The following is an 11,297-nucleotide window of genomic DNA, read 5'->3' as shown; positions in this document are numbered from 1 at the left end:
GTTCAGCGTCGCCGCGCGACCGAGACGGTGAAGATGCCCCACTGATCGATGCGCTGGTCGAGCTTGTCGAAACCGGCGGCTTCGACAAGCTGGTCCATCTCGCCTTGCGTGCGCCGGCGCATAACCCAGGCCTCGCCGCCGCGATGCGAGGTCAGGCTGCGGGCGATCATCTCGAGCTGCGGGTGCCAGGGCTGGTTGGTGTAGAGTAGCAGGCTGCCCGGCTGCATGGCGCTGGCCAATCCACCGAGCGAGCGGGCGATCATCGCATTGTCGGAGAACAGCTCGTAGAGGCCGGAGACGATGGCGAGGTCGGGCGCCGGATCGGCTTTGGCGAGCATGTCGGCATCGAAGGCGTCGGCACGCTGGAACGAGACATCAGCCGGCAATTGCCGTTCAGCGATCAGCTTGCGGCCAAGCTGGACGTTGAGGTCGGAATAATCCTGCAGGCGCACGCTCGCCGGCTGGACGGGGCTCTTCATGATGGCATCGAGAACATAGCGGCCGTGGCCGGCGGCGATGTCGAGGATGCGCGCTGGACGCCCGTTGGCCTTGAGCGTCGCCAGGCAAGCGCCGATCAGCTCTTCGAGATGCAATTTGCGCTGCCGGATGCCGCGCCAGCCGATGGCTTCCAGGAAGACGCGATCGACGACGCGGCCAAGAGGCGTAAGACCCCGCGCGTCGTTCTCATAGACGTAATCCAGCGTCGAGCCGGAATCGAAGCCAGTAGCGACACCGGTCTTCATGCCCTGCGAGACCCAGGCGCCCATGCGGATGGAGGCACGGCTGAAGGCCCAATAGAGGCCTTTGGGCGACGACAGATCGAGCGGCGAGGCAAGTCTGTCGGCCTCGTCGCGGGTGTAGCCGGCAATATCCGCCTGCTTCAGGTCGACCGGCGCATCCGGCGCCGCAAACTGCTTCGCCAGGAACGGCCGGATCAGGTCGAGGGCCTGCGCCCGGTCGCGCTCGCCCAGCGTGTCGTGGAAGAAGCCCGGCAACACATGGCGTTCCTTGGTGCGGCTGCCGAGATTGACGAAGAACTCGTGCTGCGGGCCGTGGCGCACCACCCAGTCGCTGCCTGAGAGCAGCAGCTGCGTCGGCACGGTGATGGCGCGGGCGTCAGCGACAATCCGGGCGGCGTGCTGGTAGAGCTCGACCAGGATGTTGGAGGCGATCGGCCGGGTGATCAGCGGATCACTCTCGAAAGAGGCGATGCGCACCGGATCATGGGTCAGGAACTTCGCCTTGACGTAGGAATTGACGAAGAAGCGGCCCTTGATCTTCTGCCACAACGCGATGCCTTCCCTAGCGAAGGGCACGTAGAGTTTTACCGAAAAGGCCGGTGAGGCCAGCACCATGGCGCGCAGCTTCGGCGCATAGTCGTGCACCCAGGCTGCCGCGAGCACGGCGCCGAAGGACTGCGCGATCAGCGCGATATCCTGCGTGGCGAAGCCATCCCTGGCGGTAATCTCACGCATGAAGCAGTCGATGTCGCGCACCAGGGCCGAGAAGGACGGGGCATAGCCGCGCTCGCCGGACGAACGGCCATTGCCGCGCGCATCCCACGCATAGAAAGCATGGTCCGGCATCCGCAATTCGTCGACGAGATGGGCCATGCGGCCGCCATGCTCATGGCCGCGATGGAAGAGTACCACCGCGCCCTTGGCATCGGCGGAAGCCGCCGGCCAGAAGCGGTAGAAGATCTCCGTCCCGTCATGGCTGCGGAAGACCCGCTCCTGCGCTTGCCGCTCAAGACTTTCCTTGGCCGCGGCGGCGATTGGTTCGTGCATCACGGTCTTTCCCTCTGGGGGCATGGCGAGCCCTCGTGCTCAGCTGGCGCTGCCAATAAGGCCGGCGCGTATCCGGTTGATGGCGGTCAGCAGCGAAAGCGTTGCCATGGCCGGAAACACAAATGGCGCGATGGATGCCGGCCAGAGCCCGGCCGCGGACAGCACGGCGACCACGCCCAGGGCCAGCGCCCTGTCGCTCTTGCCGAACGGCCCGGCATAGTTTCGTCCGACCTTCGCAGCGATGCCGAGCACGCCGGCGAACTCAGTCAGCACAGCCGATATCGCGAAAGCGATGACGGCCCATGCGCCAAATTCCGGAAAGACAGCAAAAGGGAGTGTCAGCGCGAGGTCCGAAACGACGTCGCAAATCTCGTTCAGATACATGCCGAGCGTCGAGGCCTGCGCATGTTCCCGCGCCAGCATGCCGTCCACGGCATTCAGCGCCATGCGCACGAACATCACCGCGGGGACAAGCAACATCAGCCAGCGCAATTCATGCAGAACCGCTATGGCCGCCCCTGCAGCCATCGACATCAACGCCGCCAGGATGGTTATGCTGTTTGCGGTAACCCCGATCGCCGCCAGCCGATTGACCAGCGGCCGCAGTCGTCCCTGGAAAGCCGGCTTGAGAGCGTAAAGCGTCGGCATTGTCGTTGATCCCCCGATCCTGACCAAAGGCTGTACAACAATATGTCAGACACGACCAGCATGAGGTGGCGGAGCGGCTATGCCGACCGGCATGGCGACCAGGCGCTCACCAATCGCTAACCATGACCACATCGCATGGCTGTCGTGCACATTTGCCAGCTTTTGATGCAACGCAGCGTCTTGAATAGTAAGCAAGCTTATTATATATCCAGCTCATGGTTTCCGATGGCATCGACAGACTGGGCTTCTTGATCCACGACGTGCAGCGCTTGATGCGCAAGCGCTTCGAGGCGAGGGCCAGTGGCTTGGGGCTTTCTTCGGCGCAATGGCGGCTTCTGGTCCGCGTTGCCAAGGAAGATGGCGTCGCGCAGGCGCGGCTGGCCGAACTTCTCGAAATCGAGCCGATCAGCGTTTCTCGCTTGGTCGATCGCATGGAGGAGGGCGGCTGGATCGAGCGTCGTCCCGACGCCACCGATCGCCGCGTCCGCATGATCTTCCTGACGCCCAAGGCGAGCGAAGCCTACGCCGTGATCAAGAGCATTGCCGGGGAAGTCTATGAGGAATCGCTGGTCGGTGTGAAGCCGGAAGCCCGTCGTGTCCTCATCGAGGGCCTTGAAGCGATGGTCCGGAACCTGACCGACGACGAGACGCCGTCCATTGAAAAAGTAAAGAATACAGAAGGCACAGCAGCATGAACGCGGTAGCCAAGATAGACGAGAAAGCGACCGAACTGGAAATGGAGGCGCCGGCACAGCCGGCCGCGGCCCCGGTTACGGTTGCTCCCCCGGTGCAGCCTGCCCTGACCCCTGTGAAGAAAAAGCGCCGGCTGGGTCGCTTTCTGCTGATGGTCGCACTGCCCGCAGCACTCGCTGTCGGCGGCGGCTATGTCTGGGTCACCGGCGGCCGCTACCAGGAGACGGAGAACGCCAATCTGCAGCAGGCCAAGGTGTCGATCGCGTCCGACACGGCCGGCCGCATCGTTCAGGTCGACATCGCCGACAATCAGCTGGTCAAGCAGGGTGATGTGCTGTTTGCCATCGACCCCGAGCCCTACCGGATCGCGCTGGCTCAGGCCGACGCAGCGGTGGCGGGAGCGCGCCTCAATGTCGAGCAGCTGCGCGCGGCTTATGGCCAGTCGATGGCTCAGCAAAAGTCCGACACCAGTCAAGTCGCTTTCGCCCAGTCGCAGTTCGACCGCGCCGCCGACCTTGCCCAGAAGGGCATCAACGCCAAGTCGTCGCTGGACGAAGCCAAGAACGATCTCGACAAGGCCAGGCAGCAGCTCGCCGTTGCGGAGCAAGGCATCATCAGCGCCAAGGCAGCCCTTGGCGGCAATCCCGACATCGAGACCGACAAGCACCCGACCGTGATGGCCGCGCTCGCCGCACGCGATAAGGCGGCCTACGACCTGGCGCAGACCACGGTCAAGGCGCCGGCCGACGGCGTCATCAGCCAGGCTTCCTCATTCAAGGTCGGCCAGTATGTCGGTTCCGGCACGCCGCTGTTCTCGCTGGTCGAGACCGGCGACACCTGGATCGCCGCCAATTTCAAGGAAACGCAGCTCACCCACATGAAGCCCGGGCAGAAGGCTGATATCGTGGTCGACACCTATCCGGGGCGCACCTTCGAGGCGACGGTCAAGGCGATTGGCGCCGGCACGGGAGCCGAATTCTCGCTGCTGCCGGCCCAGAATGCCACCGGCAACTGGGTCAAGGTCACGCAACGAATTCCGGTGCGCCTCGAACTGACCGATGCCGACGCCAAGATGGCGTTGCGCACCGGCATGAGTGCCACCGTTACCGTCGACACCGGCGTGGCGCGCGGACTGCCCTCGATCTTCGGTCACGCCACGGCTGGCGAGGCCGCGCAGTAAAGTCCGCAGTCACCCGTGCGGACCCGCGGGTGGAAGCGAATAGCAAGATTGGCTGATGGAGGAGTTGGAAGGATCAGCGTCTGGGCGAAGCCGCCGCGCGGCTTAACCGGAATCTGAAATCTTCGGCACGGACCCGTCGGTCCTCATGTTTCCGGGCGGCAGGCATCCGCTCATCAGAGACCCTCGGTCGATGTAACCCCCACATCGACAATCGCGTCCCACCGCGATGAGGGTCTCTCAACGGAAGGCGTTGCCGCCCGGAAACCCGTTGTACACGTTTTTGTTACCTGCTGGAAGTTCCACGTGATGAGCACGCCCGAACCCTTCAAAGAAGTGCCGCATCGCGGCCTGATCACGGTCGCGCTCATGCTGGCGACGATCATGCAGGCGCTCGACACGACGATCGCCAATGTCGCGCTGCCGACCATGACCGGCGATCTCGGCGCCTCACCCGACAACATCAACTGGGTGCTGACCTCCTACATCGTCGCCGCCGCCATCATGACGCCGGTGACCGGCTGGCTGGCCGACCGATTCGGCCGCAAGGAACTGTTCCTTGGGGCGGTTGTCGGCTTCACCGTGTTCTCGATGCTGTGCGGTATCGCCTGGAGCCTGGAGAGCATAGTGTTCTTCCGGCTGATGCAGGGCGTGTTCGGCGCCGCCATCGTGCCACTGTCGCAAACCTTCCTGCTCGACATCAACCCCAGGGAACGCCACGGCCAGGCAATGGCCATCTGGGGCGCCGGCATCATGCTGGGACCAATCCTGGGCCCGACGCTCGGCGGCTGGCTGACCGAGAATTTCAACTGGCGCTGGGTGTTCTTCATCAATTTACCGGTCGGCATCATCGCCTTTCTCGGCATGGCCGCCTATCTGCCGGCAGTTGCCCGGCGGTTGCGCAGCTTCGATTTCTTCGGCTTCGCCATGTTATCGCTTGGTGTCGGTGCGCTGCAGCTGCTGCTCGACCGCGGCGGCGAGGTCGACTGGTTTTCTTCGATCGAGATCTGGATCGAGCTTGCTCTTTCGATCACCGGATTCTGGGTGTTCATCATCCACACGTTGACGGCGGAACGTCCTTTCATCGACCCGAAGATCTTCCTCGACCGCAATTTCGTGACCGGGCTGGCATTCATCTTCGTCATGGGCGTGCTCATCCTGGCCTCGATGTCGCTGCTGCCGCCGATGCTGTCGACCATCTTCGGCTATCCGACCGTTACCATCGGTGTCGTCTTGGGGCCGCGCGGTGTCGGCACGATGATTTCGATGCTGGTCGTCGGGCGGCTCATGAGCAGGATCGACGCCAGGATCCTCGTCGTCATCGGCTTCCTGCTGACCGCGCAGTCGCTCTACACCATGTCCAGCTTCACGCCGCAGATGGACAATTGGCTGATCCTCAGCTCCGGCGTCATCCAGGGCCTGGGCATGGGAATGGTGTTCGTGCCGCTGTCGACCGTCGCCTTCGCCACGCTTGACGTGCGCTTCCGCACAGATGCCACGGCTCTGTTCAGCCTGGTGCGCAATCTCGGCTCGTCCATCGGCGTGTCGGTGGTGACGGTTCTGATGGTGCGCAACACGCAGGTCAATCACACCGAGCTTTCGGCCTTCATCAACCCGTTCAACCCAAATCTCTGGGCCGCCTCTCCGGCGGCCGCAAGCGGCGATCCAATGGCGCTTTCGCAGGTCGATCATGTGGTCAATCTTCAGGCGATGATGATCTCTTATGTCAACGACTTCAAAATACTCATGGTGATGACGCTGCTTGCCATCCCATTTGTGTTCCTGCTGCGCAAGCCAAGGCAGGCGCCGGCCGGTGGCGCACCAGCCGCGCATATGGACTGAAGCGCATCGCGTCGAAACGGATTCATGTGACGCGTTTTAGGTGTCTGGTTTCTATGCATGTCGTTGTCTCAAGCCGGGGCTACTTTTTGAGCGACATGCGTTAGATGCCGTTGCGCTTGAGGTTGTAAGTCTCCATGGCAACCAGTCTGGAGATTTATGAATATGCAGCCTGCATTCTCAACTATCCCAGTAGCGGATGGCGCAGTGGCGATCGCTCCGGGCGGTGTCGACCAAGTTCGTCCTGATGTTGAAGAATACCGGGTCCGGGAGCTAGATGGAGGGTTCGAGGACAGCCCTTGGCTCCAGGTATTCAGGCTACGCGGCGCCGATTTCGATCCGGTTCATCTGTCATTAGTATGTCCGTAATACTATAGGCGGACTTTCCGTCCAGGCGAGTGATATTTCTGCCATGCGCCAAATCGGAGGAACTCTGTTTGGTCACGAAATCATCCAGGCTAGCCATCGAGGTGCCCGAGTCGACCGGTCTGGCCACACTGGCAAAACTGGCCACGGCTTCCTACGAAACCCTCGAGCACGAGCTTCGAGCTACGATCGTCGAACTCCAAGGCCAGGCGCTCCGTTTCAAGACGGTGATCGACAACATATCGCAAGGCATTTGCTTTTTCGACGCCGATGAACGTCTGATCTTGTCCAACCGTCGCTATGCGGAGATCTACCGCGTTGCGCCGGAGCAATTGCAGCCGGGCCTGACACTGGGTGAAATCGTTGAGCGACGCGTCGCTGCCGGAACATCCGCTATGGCTGCCGACGCCTATCTAGCATTGGCCCGGTCGGTCAATTCGAGTGTCACTTCAAGAATCTGGACCGCCAACCTCACCGATGGCCGGACAATTCAGGTCTGCCACCAACCTATGCCCGACGGCGGCTGGGTTTCCACGCATTCGGACGTTACGGAACTCGCGGCCAATCGCCAGATTGTCGATGAACGCATCTCGCTGCAAACGCTGATCGACTGGGTGCCCGGCTATCTATGGGTCAAGGACACCGAAAGCCGCTTCGTGATGGTCAACAGGGCCCTTGCGTCCGACAATGGCCGGGACAAGACAAGCGACATGATCGGCTTGACCGACTTTGATCTCCATGCTCCCGAACTTGCGCAGAAATTTCGCCTGATCGAACAGAACGTCCTCACCAGCGGACAGCCGATGATCTACGAGGAGGAGTTTGTTGTCGATGCGTCCGGCGCCGGCAAGTGGTTCTCGTCGACGAAGGTTCCGCTACGCAATGTTAAAAATGAGATATTCGGTCTAATTGGCATCGCCCACGACATCACTGCCCGCAAGCAAGCCGACGTCCTGCGTGACGGGCAAGCGCAAATCCTGGAAATGATCGCGATGAGTGCTCCGCTCGAGGACGTGCTCGACCGCCTCATGCGTCTCGTGGAATCCCAGCTGACAGGCATATTCGGTTCCGTCTTGCTCCTCGACAAGGACGGCAGCCATTTGCGGCACGGTGCGGCGCCGAGCTTGGTGAAAGGCTATACGAACGCCATCGATGGCATCGCCATCGGTCCCAAGGTCGGATCCTGTGGGACCGCCGTCTATCGGCGGGAGCCAGTCATTGTCGCCGACGTCATACAAGATCCGCTGTGGGAGGATTACCGCGAACTGGTGGCGGTATACGGATATCGTTCTTGCTGGTCGACCCCGATCCTGTCGCATCAGGGCGCGGTTTTGGGTGTCTTTGCAATGTATTCGATGACGGTGCGTGAACCGGTCGAGGCCGAGACCCGGCTGATTGATTTCACGACCCGCATCGCCGGTATAGCGATCGAGCGCAAACTGGCTGAAGACCAAATCCACTTCATGGCAAATCATGACGTGCTTACCGGGCTTCCTAATCGCGCCTTGCTGGAGGACCGGCTTTCTCAAGCCATCTTGTACGCGCAGCGATACGATCGCTGGGTGACGCTGGTGTTCATCGATCTCGACAATTTCAAGCTCGTCAACGATACGCTCGGCCACAATGCCGGAGACGAGCTCGTGAAGACCGTCGCCAGCCGTATGGTCGAATGCGTAAGGGCGACCGACACCGTTGTGCGACTTGGCGGCGATGAATTTGTGATCGTCCTGTTCGACCAGCCCACGGATGTCGATCTCATCTCCCAGAGCTTGCAGAAGATCCGGGCCGCGATCGCGGAGCCGGTTCATCTCGGAGAGCATCAGCTACGAACGACCGCCAGTATCGGCATCGCGAACTATCCCAAGGATGGAGCGAGCCCGGAAACACTCCTGGCCAATGCCGATGCAGCCATGTATCGCGCGAAAGAGTTCGGCCGCGACAATTTCCAGTTCTACGCTCCCGAATTCAACTCAAGGGCTCATGAAAAATTCGTGCTTCAAGAGGAATTGCGAAACGCCTTGGCCGCCTCGGAATTCGCGCTGGTCTACCAGCCGCAAGTTGATCTTCGCTCGGGGCGTGTCTTTGCGGTGGAAGCGTTGATACGCTGGAACCACCCAACACTGGGCCTGGTAGCGCCGACCAGCTTCATTCCTGCGGCCGAGGAGACAGGTCTGATCGTGCCGATCGGCGATTGGGTCCTGCACGAAGCCTGTCGACAGAACAAAGCCTGGCAGGATGCGGGTCTACCGCCGATGACGGTTTGCGTGAATGTGTCGGCTCGGCAATTCAGGGAAAAGAACCTGATCGGACGTGTCGTCAATGCACTCCAGGAGAGCGGCCTTGAGGCAAGCTACCTGGAGCTGGAGTTGACCGAAAGCCTCATCATGCAGGACACAGATTTGGCCGTCGCGACGATGAACGAACTGCAACATCTTGGCGTTCAGATCTCGATCGACGATTTCGGGACGGGCTATTCCAGCCTCAGCGCACTCAAGACGTTTCCAGTTGCGCGGCTAAAGATCGACAAATCTTTCATCAACGACGTCGCCGATGACGAAAACGATCAGGCTGTTGCGAGCGCCGTGATTTCGTTGGGTCAAAAATTGAACATGAGGGTTATCGCCGAAGGCGTCGAAACCGACGATCAAGTGGCTTTCCTGCTCAAAAACAATTGCGATGAAATGCAGGGATATCACTTCAGCAAACCGGTCTCCGCACGGGACATCGAGACCTTGCTCAACCCCAAGGATTGACGGCTCAGCCATTGGTCCGCCGCGCAGCTTGACGAAGAAGCCGGCGGCCGACGGCGATACGCCTGCTGCTATTTCCCGAGCACGAGGCTCCAGTAACGGAGGTTGCTGTCGCTGCCATCGCGCGCATAGGCAAGGCCGAAACGGGTGAAGCGCGGGTCTAGCATGTTGCGGCGATGGCCGGCTGAATGCACCCAGATATCGAACAGCTTCTGCAGGTCGAAACGGCCCTCGGCGATGTTCTCCGCGGCCGCACCCGCAATGCCATTGTCTTTGACGCGCGAGGCAAAATCCTTGCCCCATCCGGTGGTGTGGCTCATGCGACGGCGTTGCGCCATGTAGCCGGCCTGCTGCAGTGCGGCCTGTTCGAGCTGCCGGTCGGGGACCAGCGCCGCGAGTCCGGCCGAAGCGCGGATGCCGGCCAGCGTGCCGGTGGCGGATGAGGAAACCCCGGCGCCTCCGCCGGCCGGCAGCGAAACGGTGCCGCAGGCGGCGAGCCCGGCCAAGGCTGCAAGGCCGACGCCCTTCAGCAGCATGCGCCTGTTCAGATTCGGGATCGAGTGGTTTTCGATTTTCGCAACGGTCATGCCCACCTGAGATAGTGGCGATCATGGCTTTTGCCGGGCAGGGCGGCGAAAACCGCGGTAGAATCGGTGATCCTAGGCGGCGGTATCGAGATTTGATTCCGTGGAACCGCCGACCCGATCGTTCTCCGTATGCACCCACCAGGCGCCGAGTGCATCGATCAGCGGCACAAGCTTGCGGCCGGGCGCCGTGAGATCGTAATCGACGCGCAACGGATAGCCCGGATACACCGTCCGCCGCACGATACCGGCGTCCTCCAGCTTGCGCAGTTCCAGCGCCAGGATGCGATGCGAGACGGTTGGGTTGTCGCGCCTCAGGTCGCTGAACCGCTTGGTCCCGTCCTTCAGATAATAGAGCAGCAAGGTGGGCCAGCGGCCGCTGAGCACGCGCATGGTCTCTTCGATCGGGCAGCGTGAGACGACGGTTTTCATGGGTGGTCCCTGGTTACAGAATTGTGCGTAATTTACATGGGGCGACCAGCGTTTAGGGTCAAGTTTCGCTGCGCGGCGTGATCCCTTCAATCATGGAAGAAAACAATGGAACCTATCCTCCTTTATGGCTTCCCGGCGGGAAGCTCGATGGGGCTCGTCGCTGCCTTTGAACGCGTCGGGCAATCCTATCGCCTGTGTCGCGTCGACATGCTCACCGAGATGAAGAACGATGCCTATGCCAGCATCAACGGCCGTCAGGAAACACCGGTTTTGATCACCGACGAAGGCGCGGTGCTGACCGAGACCATGGCCATCGCCGCGTGGCTCGAAGCCCGCGACACGCAGCGTCGCATCAGCTTCGAACCGCGCACGCCGCAGGCCGACCGCATGCATCAGTTGATGGCCTTCGTGAACACCGGGTTCACCGCCGCTTTCAGCCCGCTCTGGGTAGCATTGGAACTGGCCGCGGATGAACCGGCGCTCAAGGCGACCTTGCGCGACTTCGGCCGCAAGGCCGTCACAGAACGCCACGACCGCCTTGAAGCGATGATCACCGATACGGACTTTCTGGTCGGCGATCGGCTGACGCTGGCGGATACCACGCTGATTGGCGTGGCCCGATGGGCGGAGTTCCACCAGGCGATCGACGGCGCTGCCTATCCCAAGCTGGCCGGGTTGCGCCGACGCATCGAGGCCGAACCGGTGGTTCGATATGCTCTGGCTGTCGAGGATGGCGAAAGCCCTGCTGGTTCGGGCGCCTGCCTTGGCCATGTGCCGCTGGCCGAGGTGATCGATCGCTTCGCTGCCTGACGCGCTTCAGGTATTTCAATCGCGCGGCGCCGCCATGCCTGGCGCCGCGCGACTGCAATGCCGGTACCGAGCCGGGGAGAGAACCGGAATCAACCCAACCCGATCCATGGACTTGGCGACAAGCGGCTCTAAATCGACTAGAATAGCGCTTGAACGAAAAGTGGCAGCTCCGGGCGGCCATCCTGGCGGTGACCGCCCCGACATACGGGAG

9 protein-coding genes are annotated in these 11,297 nt (G+C 61.6%); 5 read left to right on the top strand and 4 right to left on the bottom strand.

Annotated features, from left to right (window positions below):
* Positions 1-2: 2 nt before the first annotated feature.
* Together NKJ01_RS23195 and NKJ01_RS23190 are read right to left on the bottom strand one after the other, a co-directional pair.
* A complete protein-coding gene (locus NKJ01_RS23195) occupies positions 3-1,787 on the bottom strand; it encodes a bifunctional alpha/beta hydrolase/class I SAM-dependent methyltransferase (RefSeq protein WP_352731282.1) in 1,785 nt (594 codons plus the stop codon).
* A 39-nt stretch (positions 1,788-1,826) separates the two neighbouring features.
* Entirely contained in the window at positions 1,827-2,435 is a 609-nt protein-coding gene (locus NKJ01_RS23190) for a CDP-alcohol phosphatidyltransferase family protein (protein ID WP_352731279.1), read from the bottom strand.
* A 215-nt stretch (positions 2,436-2,650) separates the two neighbouring features.
* On the opposite strand from NKJ01_RS23190, the gene NKJ01_RS23185 reads away from it, so the two are divergent.
* The 4 genes from NKJ01_RS23185 (at position 2,651) to NKJ01_RS23170 (ending at position 9,263) form a co-directional block, all read left to right on the top strand.
* Entirely contained in the window at positions 2,651-3,130 is a 480-nt protein-coding gene (locus NKJ01_RS23185) for a MarR family winged helix-turn-helix transcriptional regulator (protein ID WP_352598952.1), read from the top strand.
* Complete coding sequence (locus NKJ01_RS23180) at positions 3,127-4,308, top strand: HlyD family secretion protein (protein WP_352731277.1); 1,182 nt, start codon at positions 3,127-3,129, stop codon at positions 4,306-4,308. Before NKJ01_RS23185 ends, NKJ01_RS23180 begins: the two co-directional genes overlap by 4 nt.
* Positions 4,309-4,614: 306 nt before the next feature.
* Complete coding sequence (locus NKJ01_RS23175; protein WP_352731274.1) at positions 4,615-6,147, top strand: DHA2 family efflux MFS transporter permease subunit; 1,533 nt, start codon at positions 4,615-4,617, stop codon at positions 6,145-6,147.
* A gap of 395 nt (positions 6,148-6,542) precedes the next feature.
* On the top strand, positions 6,543-9,263 hold the full coding sequence (locus NKJ01_RS23170; RefSeq protein WP_352731272.1) for an EAL domain-containing protein: 2,721 nt from the start codon (positions 6,543-6,545) through the stop codon (positions 9,261-9,263).
* Positions 9,264-9,331: 68 nt separating this feature from the next.
* On the opposite strand, the gene NKJ01_RS23165 is transcribed toward NKJ01_RS23170, so the two are convergent.
* Both NKJ01_RS23165 and NKJ01_RS23160 read right to left on the bottom strand, forming a co-directional pair.
* Positions 9,332-9,847 carry a CAP domain-containing protein gene (locus NKJ01_RS23165; RefSeq protein WP_352731270.1) on the bottom strand — a complete coding sequence of 172 codons (516 nt, stop codon included), beginning with the start codon at positions 9,845-9,847 and terminating at the stop codon, positions 9,332-9,334.
* Between the two features lie 72 nt (positions 9,848-9,919).
* Entirely contained in the window at positions 9,920-10,276 is a 357-nt protein-coding gene (locus NKJ01_RS23160; protein WP_352731266.1) for a winged helix-turn-helix transcriptional regulator, read from the bottom strand.
* A gap of 105 nt (positions 10,277-10,381) precedes the next feature.
* Between NKJ01_RS23160 and NKJ01_RS23155 the strand changes: the two genes are divergently transcribed.
* Positions 10,382-11,086, top strand: a complete 705-nt coding sequence (locus NKJ01_RS23155) for a glutathione S-transferase family protein (protein WP_352731263.1) — start codon at positions 10,382-10,384, stop codon at positions 11,084-11,086.
* The last annotated feature ends 211 nt before the right edge of the window (positions 11,087-11,297 follow it).

The sequence above is a fragment of the Mesorhizobium sp. M0276 genome, from assembly GCF_040321755.1.
Lineage (GTDB): Bacteria > Pseudomonadota > Alphaproteobacteria > Rhizobiales > Rhizobiaceae > Mesorhizobium.
The sequence above is the reverse complement of the archived record's forward strand: the minus strand, read 5'-3'. Positions and strand labels throughout refer to the sequence as shown.

Coding starts and splice junctions, on each gene's coding strand:
- NKJ01_RS23155 (WP_352731263.1), top strand. CDS start 10,382: ATGGAACCTATCCTCCTTTATGGCTTCCCGGCGGGAAGCTCGATGGGG.
- NKJ01_RS23175 (WP_352731274.1), top strand. CDS start 4,615: ATGAGCACGCCCGAACCCTTCAAAGAAGTGCCGCATCGCGGCCTGATC.
- NKJ01_RS23185 (WP_352598952.1), top strand. CDS start 2,651: ATGGTTTCCGATGGCATCGACAGACTGGGCTTCTTGATCCACGACGTG.
- NKJ01_RS23180 (WP_352731277.1), top strand. CDS start 3,127: ATGAACGCGGTAGCCAAGATAGACGAGAAAGCGACCGAACTGGAAATG.
- NKJ01_RS23190 (WP_352731279.1), bottom strand. CDS start 2,435: ATGCCGACGCTTTACGCTCTCAAGCCGGCTTTCCAGGGACGACTGCGG.
- NKJ01_RS23160 (WP_352731266.1), bottom strand. CDS start 10,276: ATGAAAACCGTCGTCTCACGCTGCCCGATCGAAGAGACCATGCGCGTG.
- NKJ01_RS23165 (WP_352731270.1), bottom strand. CDS start 9,847: ATGACCGTTGCGAAAATCGAAAACCACTCGATCCCGAATCTGAACAGG.
- NKJ01_RS23195 (WP_352731282.1), bottom strand. CDS start 1,787: ATGCACGAACCAATCGCCGCCGCGGCCAAGGAAAGTCTTGAGCGGCAA.